Genomic DNA, 17,259 nt, shown 5'->3' on the forward strand with positions numbered 1-17,259 from the left:
TGGCCGTCATACTCCATTCTTCAAAGGCTACCGTCCACAGTTCTACTTCCGTACAACTGACGTAACTGGTGATATCTCTCTACCAGAAGGCGTAGAAATGGTAATGCCTGGCGACAACATCCAAATGATTGTAGAGCTAATCGCTCCAATCGCAATGGATGAAGGTCTACGTTTCGCGATCCGTGAAGGTGGCCGTACAGTTGGTGCTGGTGTTGTAGCTAAAATCTTTGAATAAGATTTGACGTGACACTAGTAAAAAGGGCATCATTTGATGCCCTTTTTATGCGCTGTATTAAGCATTAGCTAGTTTTTTATACAAGCAAGTGTGAAAACAGGACTATTTGTTAAAGAATTTAGCTCTTTAACAAATAAAAAAGAGAGTGCATCGAGGTATTTTACCTTGATGTTATGGATTTGCCCTGCAGCAGCGGGGTTGTTGTCGTCTATAGTAAGACTTGTGTGACAGGTTGGTTTATGAAAGCAAATGCTGAAGCTCCTGATAGCTCAAATGCAGCAGATACATTTAAGTGGATTGTCACTTTCGTTCTGCTAGCTGCCGCTGTTGTGGGTAATTACCTGTATGGTGAATTGTCTGTAGTGATTCGCGCTGCAGGTGTAATTGTGTTAATTGCTGCTGCGCTAGGCGTCGCTGCAACAACATCAAAAGGCAAAGCCGCAATTAGTTTTGCACGTGAATCACGAATGGAAGTTCGTAAAGTTGTTTGGCCTACACGCCAAGAAACGATGCAAACAACACTAATTGTGTTAGCGGTAAGTATTGTAATGGCTCTAGTACTTTGGGGCATTGACGGAATTATGGTTCGTCTAGTGGCCTTTGCTACTGGGGTATAGAGGGTTTAATACATGAGTGAAGCTCCAAAAAAACGCTGGTATGTAGTTCAAGCCTTCTCTGGCTTTGAAGGTCGCGTAGCACAATCTCTACGTGAACATATCAAGATGCACAGCATGGAAGATCTATTCGGTGAAGTGCTTGTCCCAACTGAAGAAGTTGTTGAGATGCGCGCGGGTCAACGCCGTAAAAGTGAACGTAAATTCTTCCCTGGTTACGTGCTTGTGCAAATGATTATGAATGATGAATCTTGGCACTTAGTACGTAGCGTCCCTCGTGTAATGGGCTTCATTGGTGGTACTTCTGATCGTCCAGCGCCAATTACTGATAAAGAAGCAGACGCGATTCTGAACCGTCTAGAGAAGGCGAGCGAAGCTCCACGTCCTAAGACTATGTTCGAAGCGGGTGAAGTGGTTCGTGTTAACGAAGGTCCATTTGCTGACTTTAACGGTACGGTTGAAGAAGTGGATTATGAGAAGAGCCGCCTGAAAGTGTCTGTATCGATCTTTGGTCGTGCGACACCAGTTGAGCTTGAATTTGGACAAGTTGAAAAGGTTGACTAAAAAAACACCTTTTAGGCTTGTTTAAGGCGCGAATGCTAGCTATAATTTCGCGCCTTTTTACAGGTATTAATACCATTTTTGAGTGTTACCACTTGAGAATCAGGTTTTCTAAACCTTTAATTGGTTTTGTTACTTCGGGGAGCTGATTGTTAATTAGCGTTTGAACCCAAAATTTAGGAAATATCATGGCTAAGAAAGTTGAAGCTTATATCAAGCTGCAAGTTGCAGCGGGTATGGCTAACCCAAGTCCACCAGTTGGTCCTGCTCTAGGTCAACGTGGTGTGAACATCATGGAATTCTGTAAAGCGTTCAACGCACGTACAGAATCTATCGAGAAAGGTCTACCTACTCCAGTTGTAATCACTGTATACAGCGACCGTTCTTTCACATTCGAAACTAAGACTCCACCTGCAGCAGTTCTTCTTAAGAAAGCAGCTGGTATCAAGTCTGGTTCTGGTCGTCCAAACACTGAAAAAGTGGGTACTATCACTGACGCTCAAATCCAAGAAATCGCAGAAACTAAAGCTGCTGATATGACTGGTGCTGACATCGAAGCGATGAAGCGTTCTATCGCTGGTACTGCTCGTTCAATGGGCCTAGTGGTAGAGGGTTAATATAATGGCAAAACTAACTAAGCGTATGCGTACAATCCGCGAGAAAGTGGATGTAACTAAAGAGTACGAAATCAACGAAGCTGTTGCTCTTCTTAAAGAACTAGCAACTGCAAAATTCGTAGAGTCTGTTGACGTTGCTGTTAACCTAGGTATCGACGCTCGTAAATCTGACCAAAACGTACGTGGTGCAACTGTACTACCACACGGTACTGGTCGTGATATCCGTGTTGCTGTATTCACTCAAGGTGCAAACGCTGAAGCTGCTAAAGCTGCAGGCGCTGACCTAGTGGGTATGGAAGACCTAGCTGATCAAGTTAAGAAAGGTGTTATGGACTTCGACGTAGTTATCGCATCTCCAGATGCAATGCGCGTTGTAGGTCAACTTGGTACCATCCTTGGTCCACGAGGTCTAATGCCAAACCCTAAAGTTGGTACTGTAACTCCTAACGTTGCTGAAGCGGTTAAGAACGCTAAAGCTGGTCAGGTTCGTTACCGTAACGACAAGAACGGTATCATCCACACTACTATTGGTAAGGTGTCTTTCGAAGCTAACCAACTACAAGAGAACTTAGAAGCTCTACTAGTTGCGCTTAAGAAAGCAAAACCATCTTCAGCGAAAGGTACTTTCCTGAAGAAGGTAAGCATCTCTACTACTATGGGTGCTGGTGTTGCTGTTGATCAGAATACTCTGAACACTCAAGCATAATGCATTTGCTTAGGCGCAAAATTTGTGTATAATTTTGCGCCTAATATTTGTGGTTGGGGCTGAAGCCCGATTCTCTGAATCCGAATTCAGTCTCCGTCCAAGACCGTAGGCGTTATCATTCGATAACTTAATACAACCTACGTAGATGGTGCCCGAACCTGACAGAAAGATTTCATTTTTTATTTTAAAGAATGGGTTACCTTTCTTCTGGAACTGCACCTAATAATCTCTCACTGTTGTGACAATAGTGAGTGGTGTAATATCAACCAGGAGTAATCCAAGATGGCTTTAAACCTTCAAGACAAACAAGCAATTGTTGCTGAAGTCAACGAAGCGGCCAGTGGTGCACTTTCTGCAGTTGTAGCTGACTCTCGTGGTGTACAAGTTGCTGCTATGACAACTCTACGTAAACAAGCTCGTGAAGCTGGTGTTTACCTAAAAGTTGTTCGTAACACACTTGCACGTCGCGCTGTAGAAGGCACAGCTTACGAATGTCTACAAGACGTATTCGTAGGTCCAACTTTGATCGGCTTCTCTAATGAGCACCCAGGTGCTGCAGCGCGTCTTTTTAAAGACTTCGCTAAAGAGAACAAAGCATTCGAAATCAAAGCTGCTGCATTCGAAGGTTCTATCACTGACGTTGAAGTACTAGCGACACTACCAACTTACGACGAAGCAATCGCACGCCTAATGATGTGCATGAAAGAAGCTTCTGCTGGCAAATTGGTACGTACTATCGCTGCTATCCGTGATCAAAAAGAAGCTGCTTAATTGCCTTGCTTTTTACTGGTTGCAAAATAAACTTATTGTTGACTTAAAAGAGAATTGTTATGTCTATTACTAACGAGCAAATCCTAGACGCAGTTGCAGAAATGTCTGTAATGCAAGTTGTTGAACTAATCACTGCAATGGAAGAAAAATTCGGTGTTTCTGCTGCTGCTGCAGTTGTAGCTGGCGGCGCTGCTGCTGGTGCAGCTGTTGAAGAGCAAACTGAATTCAACGTAATCCTAACTGCTGCTGGTGCGAACAAAGTTTCTGTAATCAAAGCAGTACGTGGCGCAACTGGCCTAGGTCTTAAAGAAGCTAAAGCTCTAGTTGACGGCGCTCCAGCTCCTCTGAAAGAAGCTGTTTCTAAAGAAGAAGCAGAAGCACTGAAGAAAGAGCTTGAAGAAGCTGGTGCAACTGTTGAAGTTAAGTAATAATTACTTAATTTCTTAGCCGAAAGGCTAATGGCTGGTGGTTTAATAACCACCGGCCTTTTTGCGCTGTAGGGTATGGGCGAATTTTCCCGCTGTTTAAGCGTCCCATATTCATGCAAAAAGCGGAAGTCGAACTGACAAACCGTCACTACAGTAAACAGCGATTTAGTCACTGTCCTAAACCTTCAAGGTGGACAGTTTGGGTCACTTATCAGCGAGCTGAGGAACCCCATGGTTTACTCTTATACCGAGAAAAAGCGCATCCGTAAGGACTTTGGTACTCGTCCACAAGTACTGGACATTCCATACCTGCTATCGATCCAGCTCGATTCATTCGATAAATTTATCGAACAGGATCCTGAGGGACAATACGGTCTTGAAGCTGCTTTTCGTTCTGTATTTCCAATTCAGAGCTACAACGGCAATTCAGAGCTGCAATACGTTAGCTACCGTCTTGGTGAGCCAGTTTTTGACGTTAAAGAATGTCAAATCCGTGGTGTAACTTATTCAAAACCACTGCGCGTAAAACTACGCCTTGTGATTTTTGATAAAGACGCGCCAGCAGGTACTGTCAAAGATATTAAAGAACAAGAAGTCTACATGGGTGAAATTCCACTCATGACAGATAATGGTACCTTTGTAATTAATGGTACCGAGAGGGTTATCGTATCCCAGCTGCACAGAAGCCCAGGCGTATTCTTCGACAGCGATAAGGGTAAGACCCACTCTTCAGGTAAAGTTCTATATAACGCGCGTATCATTCCTTACCGTGGTTCATGGTTGGATTTCGAATTCGATCCAAAGGATAACCTATACGTACGTATTGACCGCCGTCGTAAACTACCAGCATCGATCATTCTTCGTGCTCTAGGTAAGACGACTGAAGAGATCCTTGATATCTTCTTCGAAAAAGTAAACTTCGAAGTGAAAGACCAAACTCTAATGATGGAGTTGGTGCCTGAGCGTCTACGTGGTGAAACGGCTACGTTTGACATCGAAGCTGATGGCAAGGTCTATGTAGAGAAAGGTCGTCGCGTTACGGCTCGTCACATCCGTCAACTTGAAAAAGATGGCGTTGAATTCATTGAAGTACCAGTTGAATACACAGTTGGTAAAGTATCTTCTAAAGATTACATCAATGAAGCGACTGGCGAAGTAATCATCGCGGCTAACCAAGAGATTAGCCTAGAAGCACTAGCGAACTTATCTCAAGCGGGATACAAAAAACTAGAAGTTCTATTTACGAACGATCTAGACCACGGTCCATTCATGTCTGACACTGTCCGTGTTGACAGCACAACTGACCGTATTTCTGCGCTTGTAGAAATCTACCGCATGATGCGCCCTGGCGAGCCGCCAACGAAAGAAGCGGCTGAAACGCTATTTAATAGCCTATTCTTCTCTGAAGAACGTTACGATCTATCAACTGTAGGTCGTATGAAGTTCAACAGCTCAATCGGTCGTGAAGACGCTGGTGAGCAAGGCACTCTTGATGAAACTGATATCATCGAAGTGATGAAGAAGCTTATCGCGATCCGTAACGGTATTGGCGAAGTGGACGATATCGACCACCTTGGCAACCGTCGTATCCGTAGCGTAGGCGAAATGGCAGAAAACCAATTCCGTGTTGGTCTTGTACGTGTTGAACGCGCAGTTAAAGAACGTCTAAGCCTAGGCGATCTAGACAACGTGATGCCACAAGATCTGATCAACGCGAAACCGATTTCTGCTGCTGTAAAAGAATTCTTTGGTTCTTCACAGCTTTCACAATTTATGGACCAAAACAACCCGCTTTCAGAAGTTACGCACAAACGTCGTATTTCTGCATTGGGTCCTGGCGGTCTTACTCGTGAACGTGCTGGCTTCGAAGTACGTGACGTACACGTAACTCACTACGGTCGTCTATGTCCTATCGAAACGCCTGAAGGTCCAAACATCGGTTTGATCAACTCTCTATCTGCATTTGCACGTTGTAACGAGTACGGTTTCCTAGAAACTCCGTACCGTCGTGTAGTAGATGGTGTTGTTACTGATGAAGTTGATTACCTATCAGCTATCGAGGAAGGTCAATTCGTTATCGCTCAGGCGAACGCGAAGCTGACAGAAGAAAGCACTTTTGCTGACGAACTGATCACAGCACGTCAAAAAGGTGAATCTGGTCTTCACCCTCGTGAACACGTTGACTACATGGACGTTGCTACAAACCAAGTAGTATCTATCGCAGCTTCGCTTATCCCGTTCCTAGAACACGATGACGCGAACCGTGCATTGATGGGTGCGAACATGCAACGTCAGGCAGTTCCAACTCTAAGAGCAGACAAGCCTCTAGTTGGTACTGGTATTGAACGTAACGTAGCTGTTGACTCAGGTGTAACTGCTGTTGCTAAACGTGGTGGTGTTGTTCAGTCTGTGGACGCATCTCGTATCGTTGTTAAGGTTAATGAAGAAGAGTTGGTACCAGGTGAAGCGGGTATCGATATCTACAACCTAACTAAGTACACACGTTCAAACCAAAACACATGTATCAACCAGCGTCCTTGTGTGATGCCAGGTGAACTTGTTGCTCGTGGTGACGTAGTTGCAGATGGTCCTTCAACTGACCTAGGCGAATTGGCTCTTGGCCAAAACATGCGTATCGCATTTATGCCTTGGAACGGTTACAACTTCGAAGACTCGATCTTAGTTTCTGAGCGTGTTGTTCAAGAAGACCGCTTTACCACTATCCACATTCAAGAACTATCTTGTGTGGCTCGTGATACTAAGCTTGGTGCTGAAGAGATCACTGCGGATATTCCAAACGTAGGTGAAGCGGCTCTATCTAAATTGGATGAGTCAGGTATCGTTTACATTGGTGCAGAAGTTAAGGGTGGCGACATCCTAGTTGGTAAAGTAACACCTAAAGGTGAAACTCAGCTAACTCCAGAAGAGAAGCTACTACGCGCTATCTTCGGTGAAAAAGCTTCTGACGTTAAAGATACTTCACTACGTGTGCCTAACTCTGTTGCAGGTACGGTTATCGATGTACAAGTCTTCACTCGCGATGGCGTAGAGAAAGACAAGCGTGCACTTGAAATCGAACAAATGCAGCTGAAAGAAGCGAAGAAAGACCTGACTGAAGAGTTCCAAATTCTTGAAGGCGGTCTATTTGCACGTGTTCGTTCTCTGCTACTTACTGCAGGCTACAGCGAAGCTAAAGTTGAATCTATCGACCGTAAGCAGTTGCTAGAACAAACGCTAGAAGACGACGAACTACAAACTCAGCTAGAACAGCTAGCAGAGCAGTACGACGAACTGAAAGCTGACTTCGATAAGAAATTCGAAGCTAAGCGTCGCAAGATCACTCAAGGTGATGATCTAGCACCAGGCGTACTGAAGATCGTTAAAGTTTACCTAGCGGTGAAACGTCGCATCCAACCGGGTGATAAGATGGCGGGTCGTCACGGTAACAAGGGTGTAATCTCTAAGATCAACCCTGTTGAAGACATGCCTTACGATGAAACTGGTCAGCCAGTCGATATCGTACTTAACCCACTGGGTGTACCTTCGCGTATGAACATCGGTCAGATCCTAGAAGTTCACTTAGGTCTGGCGGCTAAAGGTATTGGTGACAAGATCAACCAAATGATTAAGGAACAGCAAGAGCTTGCTAAGCTGCGCGAATTCCTACAGAAGGTTTACGATCTTGGTGAAACTCGTCAGAGCGTCGACATTGCTTCTATGAGCGATGAAGAAGTACGCGTACTGGCTGGTAACTTACGCAACGGTCTACCGATTGCAACACCAGTATTTGATGGCGCGAACGAAGCTTCAATCAAAGAACTATTGTCACTAGCAGACCTTCCAACGTCTGGTCAGTTGACATTGTTCGATGGTCGTACAGGTGATGCGTTTGAGCGTCCTGTAACTGTTGGTTACATGTACATGCTGAAACTGAACCACCTTGTTGATGACAAGATGCACGCTCGTTCTACGGGTTCTTACAGCCTTGTTACTCAGCAACCACTTGGTGGTAAAGCTCAGTTCGGTGGTCAGCGTTTCGGTGAGATGGAAGTATGGGCACTTGAAGCTTACGGTGCTGCTTACACGCTACAAGAAATGCTAACAGTTAAGTCGGATGACGTTAACGGCCGTACTAAGATGTATAAGAACATCGTAGATGGCAACCACAGCATGGAACCTGGCATGCCAGAATCGTTCAACGTATTGTTGAAAGAGATTCGCTCGCTAGGTATCAACATCGAGCTAGAAGACGAAGAGTAATTCGTTTCTCGTCAGAGAAATGTGATTATCTGGTAGAAAGCAGCTGGCGTTTGGCTGGCTGCTTTTAACTCCTTACAGGAGCTGATTGTGAAAGACTTATTAAACTTTCTAAAAGCACAGCATAAGACCGAAGAATTTGATGCAATCAAAATCGGTCTGTCTTCACCAGACATGATTCGTTCATGGTCTTTTGGTGAAGTTAAAAAACCTGAGACGATTAACTATCGTACGTTCAAACCTGAACGTGATGGTCTGTTTTGTGCGCGTATTTTTGGCCCAGTAAAAGACTACGAATGTCTTTGTGGTAAATATAAGCGTCTAAAACACCGTGGTGTTATCTGTGAGAAGTGTGGCGTTGAAGTTACACAGACTAAAGTTCGTCGTGACCGTATGGGCCACATCGAGCTTGCATCTCCAGTTGCTCACATCTGGTTCCTAAAATCTCTACCATCTCGTATCGGTCTATTAATGGATATGCCGCTACGTGATATCGAGCGCGTTCTTTACTTCGAAATGTACGTAGTAACAGAACCAGGCATGACTGATCTTGAAAAAGGTCAAATGCTGACTGAGGAAGAGTACCTAGACCGCCTAGAAGAGTGGGGTGATGAATTCTCCGCTAAGATGGGTGCTGAAGCGATCAAAGATCTATTAAGCTCAATGGACCTTCATGCAGAAATCGAACAGATGCGTGAAGAGCTAGATACGACTAACTCAGAAACTAAGCGTAAGAAAGTAACGAAGCGTTTGAAGCTAGTTGAAGCATTCGTAAGTTCAGGTAACAAACCTGAGTGGATGATTCTGACTGTTCTTCCAGTGCTTCCGCCAGATCTGCGTCCTCTAGTACCACTAGATGGCGGTCGCTTTGCGACTTCTGATCTGAACGATCTATACCGTCGTGTGATTAACCGTAACAACCGTTTGAAACGTCTTCTTGAGCTTGCTGCTCCAGACATCATCGTACGCAACGAAAAACGTATGCTACAAGAGTCTGTTGATGCGCTTCTAGACAACGGTCGTCGCGGTCGCGCGATCACAGGTTCGAACAAGCGTCCTCTGAAATCTCTTGCTGATATGATCAAGGGTAAACAAGGTCGTTTCCGTCAGAACCTTCTAGGTAAACGTGTAGACTACTCTGGCCGTTCTGTAATCACAGTAGGTCCATACCTTCGTCTGCACCAGTGTGGTCTTCCTAAGAAGATGGCACTTGAGCTATTCAAACCATTTATCTACAGCAAGCTAGAGACTCGTGGTCTTGCGACTACAATCAAAGCAGCTAAGAAAATGGTAGAGCGTGAAGAAGCTGTTGTATGGGATATCTTGGATGAAGTAATCCGCGAACACCCAGTGCTACTTAACCGTGCACCAACACTTCACCGTCTAGGTATCCAGGCATTTGAACCTGTACTTATCGAAGGTAAAGCGATTCAGCTACACCCACTAGTGTGTGCGGCGTATAACGCGGACTTCGATGGTGACCAAATGGCGGTGCACGTGCCTCTAACTCTAGAAGCACAGCTAGAAGCTCGTACTCTGATGATGTCGACAAACAACATTCTGTCGCCAGCGTCAGGTGATCCGATCATCGTACCTTCTCAGGACGTTGTATTGGGTCTGTACTACATGACTCGTGAGAAGATCAACGCGAAAGGTGAAGGCATGTACCTTGCTGGCCCAGAAGAGGCTGAAAAGGCATACCGCACTAAGAGCGCAGAGCTACACGCACGCGTTAAAGTACGTATTACAGAAACCGTTGTTGACGAAGATGGTAACAGCACAACAGAAACTAAGATGGTAGACACTACTGTCGGCCGTGCAATGTTGTGGCAAATCGTACCGTCAGGTCTTCCTTACAGCATCGTTAACCAAAAGCTAGGTAAGAAACAAATTTCTAACCTACTTAACGAGGCATACCGTAAGCTAGGTCTGAAAGATACTGTAATCTTCGCTGACCAAATCATGTACGCTGGTTTCGCTTATGCGGCACTTTCAGGTGTATCTGTTGGTATCGACGATATGGTTGTACCACCTGCGAAATACACTGAAATCGCAGAAGCGGAAGAAGAAGTACGCGAAATTCAAGAACAGTTCCAGTCTGGTCTTGTAACTGCGGGCGAACGCTACAACAAAGTGATCGATATTTGGGCATCGACCAACGATCGCGTAGCAAAAGCGATGATGGAGAACCTTTCATCTGAAATGGTTATTAACCGTGACGGTGAAGAAGAGAAGCAAGAGTCATTCAACAGCATCTATATGATGGCTGACTCAGGTGCTCGTGGTTCTGCAGCTCAGATTCGTCAGCTAGCAGGTATGCGTGGTCTGATGGCTCGTCCAGATGGTTCAATCATCGAGACGCCAATCACTGCGAACTTTAAAGAAGGTCTAAACGTACTTCAGTACTTTATCTCAACGCACGGTGCTCGTAAGGGTCTTGCGGATACAGCATTGAAGACAGCGAACTCTGGTTACCTAACACGTCGTCTAGTAGACGTTGCTCAAGACGTAGTAGTTTATGAGCACGACTGTGGCACCCACGAGGGTGTAGACATGATGCCTCACATCGAGGGTGGTGACGTTAAAGTTCCGCTAACTGAACTTGCGCTTGGTCGTGTGGTTGCAGAAGACATTCTGAAACCAGGTACAGAAGAAGTTCTAGTTCCTCGTAACACTCTTCTTGATGAGAAATGGTGTCAGGTTCTAAACGACAACTCTGTTGACCGTATTAAAGTACGTTCAGTAGTAACCTGTGACGCAGACTTCGGTTGTTGTGCACTATGTTACGGTCGTGACCTAGCTCGTGGTCACCTAGTGAACCAAGGTGAAGCAGTAGGTGTTATCGCTGCTCAGTCTATCGGTGAACCGGGTACACAGTTAACGATGCGTACGTTCCACATCGGTGGTGCGGCATCTACGGCAGCAGCAGAGAACAGCATCCAAGCTAAGAACACTGGTTCTGTTAAGCTACACAATGCTAAGTTCGTAATTAACAAAGATGGCAAGCTAGTAATCACATCTCGTGCGTCTGAGCTAACTATCATTGACGAATTTGGTCGTACCAAAGAGAAGCACAAACTTCCTTACGGTTCATTGCTAAGCAAAGCAGATAACGACGCAGTTGATGCTGGTGAAACAGTAGCAAACTGGGAAGCGCACACATTGCCAATCATCACTGAAGTGGCAGGTCGCATCCAGTTCGTAGACATGATCGATGGCGTAACCGTTTCTCGTCAAACAGATGACCTAACAGGTCTATCTTCAAGCGAAGTAACGGATGCAGCAGCTCGTCCAGCAGCAGGTAAAGATATGCGTCCAGCTATCAAACTTGTGGATGAGAAAGGTAACGATGTAGTGATCCCTGGTACAGATATGCCAGCTCAATACTTCCTACCTGGTAAAGCTATCGTGAACATCGAAGATGGCGCTGAAGTGAATGTGGGTGATACTCTTGCTCGTATTCCTCAGAAATCTGGCGGTAACCGAGACATCACGGGTGGTCTACCTCGCGTAGCAGACCTATTTGAAGCTCGTAAGCCGAAAGAGCCTGCAATCCTTGCTGAGTACACAGGTACTGTGTCGTTCGGTAAAGAGACTAAGGGTAAACGTCGTCTAGTTATCACTCGCGACAGCGGTGAAGTTTACGAAGAGATGATTCCTAAGCATCGTCAGTTGAACGTGTTTGAAGGTGAGCGTATCGAACGTGGTGACGTGATCGCAGATGGTCCAGAGTCTCCACATGACATCCTACGTCTGCGTGGTATCCATGCTGTAACTTCTTACATTGCTAACGAAGTTCAGGAAGTTTACCGTCTGCAAGGCGTTAAGATTAACGATAAGCACATCGAAACCATCGTTCGTCAGATGCTACGTAAGTGTACAATTACTTTCGCAGGTGACTCTGAGTTCCTACCTGGTGAGCAAGTTGAATACTCACAAGTTAAGATTGCTAACCGTGCTTTAGAAGCAGAAGGCAAAGAGCCAGCACGTTTCGAACGTGAACTTCTAGGTATCACGAAAGCGTCTCTAGCGACAGAATCGTTCATCTCTGCGGCATCGTTCCAAGAAACGACGCGCGTACTGACTGAAGCTGCGGTATCTGGTAAGCGTGATGACCTACGTGGTCTGAAAGAGAACGTTATCGTTGGTCGCTTGATTCCTGCTGGTACTGGTTTTGCGTACCACCAAGAGCGTCAATCTAAGCGTGAAGCTCAGAAAGAAGGCCCTTCAGCAGAGCAAGCTACGGATAACCTAGCTGCACTACTGAACGCAGGTTTCTCTTCAGAAGAGTAATCGAACTATCGATATGAAAAAAGGCACCGAAAGGTGCCTTTTTTATTGGAAAAAATTTGTAATCAAATAAAGCAGTTAGCTACTGAATCTAAGTTAATTTATGCGCCTGGTGGAATCGAAAGGCTATCAATGATTAATTGGATCAGATGATCTTCCAACTCAAATCGGGATTCTAAAATTTGCCCAACTTTAGATAGATCTTCATCGAAAGTTTCCAACTCATCTTCTTCACTTACAGCAGCATACTTATCGGTAAAGTTCAGTAGAGGATCGGTGGTTAAGATGATCTCTGAATAAGCTCGATTAATCTCGTCAGTGGCTTTAAAACCAGTCGATTGCCATTTATTCATCACCATATCGTAGACCTTAAAATGGCCTTCAGAAATATAGTCGACGATTTCCTGACAGAAATACTGAAGTTCTTGAGGTGAAGGGAGTTCTGAAACCGAGGCTTTAGAAGCACAAGGTTGAAGTGCAGCAATTTTGCAATATTCAACAACTACATGCTGTCTCTTCTCTAACCAATGATCGATAACGTCACTGGCTCCGCCCCATTGCTCTTGTGTTTGTTTGAATTTTTTTAGCATGGCCACGCCCTCAAGATAGAGCTATCGTAGGATAGACTGTCCTTTGCACATTTCGCTGTATGAGTAGGATACAGCCTGTTGTTTTCACGAGAGTTTATGTGTGGTAAACAAATAGAGACAAACTCTGGTATGAAATTAGATTGCCAGTAAAATGAACGAACTGCAAGCAACAGGAGTTTGTATGTTAAAAAATAGTGACCTCAAATCAGCTTATTGGTGTGTTGTTTCAGGAAGTGAACTTTGGACCATTGACGGAACAGTACCATTCGGAACGGCAAAGGATCTTGAACTGCCGATCGAAACTGCAATCGAAGTTGAACAATACAAAGGACATCCGGTTTACTGGCTGAATCACGCCGATCTCGATAAAGACTTTGAGATGACCTCATTGCGTGAATTATTGGTTGTTGATGAAGCATTATTTCTCGCCGCCAGCCGAGCAGTTCAGTATGGACACATGAGCCAAACGTTACGTTTTTGCCCACAGTGTGGTGGACGTAACCATCTCAACCATCGTGATCTGGCGATGCAATGTCAGGACTGCCGAACTCTTCATTATCCACGGATTTTCCCATGCATCATCGTTGCGGTGAGAAAAGAGAATCAGATTCTTCTGGCACAGCATCCTCGTCATCAAACAGGTATGTATACGGTGATTGCTGGGTTCTTGGAAGTTGGGGAAACCCTAGAACAGTGTGTGGCTCGCGAAGTGTTGGAAGAAACAGGTATTAGCGTTAAGAACATCCGATACTTTGGTAGTCAGCCTTGGGCTTTTCCTTCCAGTATGATGATGGCATTTTTGGCTGATTTCGCTGGTGGTGATATTCGCCCTGATTATTCAGAGTTGAGTGATGCCCAGTGGTTTACCCCAAGTGAAATGCCGCCGGTCGCACCAAAAGGTACGATTGCCAGAGCGCTGATAGAACACACAGTTAACGCTATCAAAGATGAATATTCGACGTCGATATAATTAAAAAGCGAGAGAAAACAGGCAAAAAAAACCCTCCGGTGAGGGAGGGGGTAAGTAAGATGTCGTTATGAGATGTCGAGTACTGAGTACCCGTATATTATTGTAGTTTTCGCTAGCACCGAGATTTTAAACACTGTTTCAGTTTGCACGCAAATTAACCATTGATTTAAAAGTTAATAACATGATCTAGGTTGCAAAGCTCTGTTCTACAAACCGTAAATCTATGGTTAGTTGCAGGGAAATAAGTGATAGAATACGCGCCTAATTAACAAAGAAACTAAAGAAATAAGCCTAGAAGTTGGAAGCCAGAATGACAGAATTAAAGAACGACCGTTATCTTCGTGCTTTGTTGAAGCAGCCCGTTGACTGCACTCCTGTGTGGATGATGCGCCAAGCAGGGCGTTATTTGCCAGAGTATCGTGCGACACGCGCGCAAGCGGGAGACTTTATGTCCCTGTGCAAAAACGCAGAGCTTGCTTCTGAAGTGACATTACAGCCACTACGTCGTTTTCCTCTAGATGCTGCGATTCTGTTTTCAGATATTCTGACTATTCCAGATGCTATGGGTCTAGGGCTACGTTTTGCAGCTGGTGAAGGCCCGGTATTCGACCGTCCTATTACTTGTAAAGCTGACGTGGATAAAATCGGTTTACCCGATCCAGAAGGTGAGCTTCAGTATGTGATGAATGCTGTGCGCCAAATCCGCAAAGACCTCAAAGGTGAAGTACCTTTGATTGGTTTCTCTGGTAGCCCATGGACATTAGCGACTTACATGGTAGAAGGCGGCAGCTCAAAAGCTTTCACTAAGATTAAGCAGATGATGTATGCAGAACCAGCGACGCTACATGCCTTGTTGGACAAGCTTGCAGACAGTGTTATTGAGTACCTAAATGCTCAGATTAAAGCGGGTGCGCAATCTGTAATGGTATTTGACACTTGGGGTGGCGTATTGACTCCTCGTGATTACAACCTGTTCTCACTGCAATACATGCATAAGATTGTTGATGGTTTGATTCGTGAAAATGAAGGTCGCCGAGTTCCTGTTACTCTGTTCACTAAGAACGGTGGTATGTGGTTGGAAAGCATTGCGGCAACTGGTTGTGATGCCGTTGGTCTTGACTGGACAATCAACATTGCTGATGCCAAAGCTCGTATTGGGGATAAAGTTGCGCTGCAAGGCAACATGGACCCATCGATTTTATACGCTCAGCCAGAACGCATTCGCCAAGAAGTTGCCTCTATTCTAGAAGGCTTTGGTCATGAAGGCACAGGTCATGTCTTTAATCTTGGTCATGGCATTCACTTGGACGTTCCGCCTGAGAACGCCGGAGTGTTTGTTGAAGCGGTACATGAACTATCCAAGCCTTACCACAATCAGTCTTATAACAAATAAATGAATGACATACGAAGCGCTCATAATCGAGCGCTTTTTTTTTAATTTAGCTATCACTGATTTATACTGCGATAGAGTCAATTACAATCTGGCGAGCCAATGAAGACAAGAGACAGAATCGTTCACGCAGCTTTGGAGCTGTTTAATGAAAACGGTGAGCGCGCTATGACCACCAACCATATTGCTGCCCATCTGGAGATTAGCCCGGGTAATCTCTATTACCACTTCCGCAATAAACAAGAGATTGTACGAGAGATCTTTGCACTTTATTCGAAAGAGCTGATTGAAAGATTTACACCGCTTCAAGGGCAATATGAAAGCTTAACTCTGTTAAAGCACTATCTCGATTCAATGTTCAACTTGATGTGGAAATATCGTTTCTTCTATTCAAACTTGCCTGAAATCTTACAGCGTGATGAGGAACTGCACGTTGAATACATCGCTTCTCAAGAGAAGTTGCATGTAAACTTAATCAATATCATGCAAAACTTCGTCGATATGGAGCTTCTTGATGTTGAAAAAGAAGATTTGGAAACCTTGGTAACCTCATTGCATATGGTCTATTCAGGTTGGCTGGCGTATCAATCCGCAATGTCATTGAAAACCGAAATTACCGAGCAAGTGATTTATAAAGGCATGTTGCAAATGATCTCACTCGTTAAACCTTGTACCACTCCGCAAGGTTATGAACAGTTGCAACTTTTGGAAGATGGTATTCTGGCACTTCATGTTTAGAAGAGTGACCACTAAGCATAGGGTTGAAAGGTGATGAGTTATAACCTTTCAATCTTGTCTCTGAACAACAAACGCTGATAGTTTATTGATTAACCCCACTTTTAACGAATTATCAGCCATGCACTACGATGTTTTTAATGGTGATGCCGATGGTATCATCTCTCTTCTTCAGCTCAGGCTTGCTCAGCCTAAAGAAGCTCAGCTTGTTACGGGTGTTAAAAGGGATATTCAGTTGCTTGATAAACTGAACGTCAAAGCGGGCGATTCTCTCACTGTGCTTGATATCTCTATGCAGAAAAACCATGCAGGGTTACTTGCGGCTCTTGAAGTCGGTGCCGATGTGTTTTATGCGGATCATCATCAAGCCGGTGATATTCCTTCTCATAGTCAGTTATCTGCTCATATTCATTTAGAACCCGATATGTGCACTGCTGTGATTGTCGACAGATTGTTAGAAGGGCGATTCCGTGAATGGGCGATTACTGCCGCTTACGGCGATAACTTGAATAGAGTTGCTGATGAATTATGTAAAGAGTTGGGGCTAACACAGCAAGAGTCAGAGCAGCTTAAAGAGCTCGGCACCCTTATCAATTACAACGGTTATGGAAAAAGTACTGATCAGCTGCATTTTCACCCTGAAAAGCTCTATCAAATACTGTTGGCTTATCCTTCGCCATTCGAGGTGATAAAAGATAAATCATCGCCTTTTTATCAGCTAAAAGCGGCTTATGAAGCGGATGTTGCACAAGCTATCTCTGTCCCTAGTTTCTATGAGAGTGAAACTTTAAGAGCATTTGAACTGCCAGATGAGGATTTCTCTCATCGTGTCAGTGGTGTATATGGCAACTTAATTGCCAATCAATCGCCTTCTCAAGCTCACCTTGTATTGACCAAAATTGACGATAACAGCTTCGCTGTTTCTCTTCGCGCGCCATTAAACAATAAGCAAGGTGCAGGGCAGTTGTGCTCGCAGTTTGTGACTGGTGGAGGACGGGAAGCGGCTGGTGGTATAAACCGTTTACTCAAGCAAGAGCTATTTAGGCTAATTAACACGCTAGAAAGCTATTACGGAAATTAAAACAGGAAAGCGAT

13 protein-coding genes and 1 pseudogene are annotated in these 17,259 nt (G+C 44.7%); 13 read left to right on the plus strand and 1 reads right to left on the minus strand.

Going from position 1 to position 17,259, the window contains the following annotated elements; genetic code table 11:
* The 9 genes and pseudogenes from tuf to rpoC all read left to right on the plus strand — a co-directional run.
* Positions 1-235 (plus strand): annotated as a pseudogene (gene tuf, locus L3V23_RS20585) (elongation factor Tu); the annotation flags it as partial.
* Positions 236-474: 239 nt separating this feature from the next.
* Positions 475-852, plus strand: coding sequence for a preprotein translocase subunit SecE (gene secE / locus L3V23_RS20590; RefSeq protein WP_042490180.1), 378 nt, complete (start codon positions 475-477; stop codon positions 850-852).
* A gap of 12 nt (positions 853-864) precedes the next feature.
* The gene (gene nusG, locus L3V23_RS20595) at positions 865-1,413 is read left to right on the plus strand and encodes a transcription termination/antitermination protein NusG (RefSeq protein WP_042490183.1); all 549 of its coding nucleotides are present in this window, start codon (positions 865-867) and stop codon (positions 1,411-1,413) included.
* A gap of 185 nt (positions 1,414-1,598) precedes the next feature.
* On the plus strand, positions 1,599-2,027 hold the full coding sequence (gene rplK, locus L3V23_RS20600; RefSeq protein WP_042490185.1) for a 50S ribosomal protein L11: 429 nt from the start codon (positions 1,599-1,601) through the stop codon (positions 2,025-2,027).
* 4 nt (positions 2,028-2,031) lie between these two features.
* Positions 2,032-2,733, plus strand: a complete 702-nt coding sequence (gene rplA / locus L3V23_RS20605) for a 50S ribosomal protein L1 (RefSeq protein ID WP_042490187.1) — start codon at positions 2,032-2,034, stop codon at positions 2,731-2,733.
* Positions 2,734-3,015: 282 nt separating this feature from the next.
* Positions 3,016-3,504 carry a 50S ribosomal protein L10 gene (gene rplJ, locus L3V23_RS20610; RefSeq protein ID WP_042490190.1) on the plus strand — a complete coding sequence of 163 codons (489 nt, stop codon included), beginning with the start codon at positions 3,016-3,018 and terminating at the stop codon, positions 3,502-3,504.
* 59 nt (positions 3,505-3,563) lie between these two features.
* Positions 3,564-3,932: a 50S ribosomal protein L7/L12 gene (rplL, locus tag L3V23_RS20615; RefSeq protein WP_042490192.1), complete on the plus strand. Its 369-nt coding sequence runs from the start codon at positions 3,564-3,566 to the stop codon at positions 3,930-3,932.
* A 231-nt stretch (positions 3,933-4,163) separates the two neighbouring features.
* Complete coding sequence (rpoB, locus tag L3V23_RS20620; RefSeq protein WP_102967324.1) at positions 4,164-8,192, plus strand: DNA-directed RNA polymerase subunit beta; 4,029 nt, start codon at positions 4,164-4,166, stop codon at positions 8,190-8,192.
* An 87-nt stretch (positions 8,193-8,279) separates the two neighbouring features.
* On the plus strand, positions 8,280-12,482 hold the full coding sequence (gene rpoC / locus L3V23_RS20625; RefSeq protein ID WP_102967323.1) for a DNA-directed RNA polymerase subunit beta': 4,203 nt from the start codon (positions 8,280-8,282) through the stop codon (positions 12,480-12,482).
* 98 nt (positions 12,483-12,580) lie between these two features.
* Here rpoC and rsd read toward each other — a convergent pair whose 3' ends face one another.
* The gene (gene rsd / locus L3V23_RS20630) at positions 12,581-13,069 is read right to left on the minus strand and encodes a sigma D regulator (RefSeq protein ID WP_102955623.1); all 489 of its coding nucleotides are present in this window, start codon (positions 13,067-13,069) and stop codon (positions 12,581-12,583) included.
* 181 nt (positions 13,070-13,250) lie between these two features.
* On the opposite strand from rsd, the gene nudC reads away from it, so the two are divergent.
* From nudC to L3V23_RS20650, 4 genes are all read left to right on the plus strand, one after another.
* Entirely contained in the window at positions 13,251-14,039 is a 789-nt protein-coding gene (gene nudC / locus L3V23_RS20635) for an NAD(+) diphosphatase (RefSeq protein ID WP_102955622.1), read from the plus strand.
* Between the two features lie 310 nt (positions 14,040-14,349).
* Positions 14,350-15,432, plus strand: coding sequence for a uroporphyrinogen decarboxylase (gene hemE, locus L3V23_RS20640; protein ID WP_102943107.1), 1,083 nt, complete (start codon positions 14,350-14,352; stop codon positions 15,430-15,432).
* Between the two features lie 99 nt (positions 15,433-15,531).
* Positions 15,532-16,167 carry a TetR/AcrR family transcriptional regulator gene (locus tag L3V23_RS20645; RefSeq protein WP_042490205.1) on the plus strand — a complete coding sequence of 212 codons (636 nt, stop codon included), beginning with the start codon at positions 15,532-15,534 and terminating at the stop codon, positions 16,165-16,167.
* Between the two features lie 118 nt (positions 16,168-16,285).
* The gene (locus tag L3V23_RS20650) at positions 16,286-17,245 is read left to right on the plus strand and encodes an acetyltransferase (RefSeq protein WP_102967322.1); all 960 of its coding nucleotides are present in this window, start codon (positions 16,286-16,288) and stop codon (positions 17,243-17,245) included.
* The last annotated feature ends 14 nt before the right edge of the window (positions 17,246-17,259 follow it).

This window comes from Vibrio sp. A1-b2 (genome assembly GCF_021726015.1).
Lineage (GTDB): Bacteria > Pseudomonadota > Gammaproteobacteria > Enterobacterales > Vibrionaceae > Vibrio > Vibrio diazotrophicus.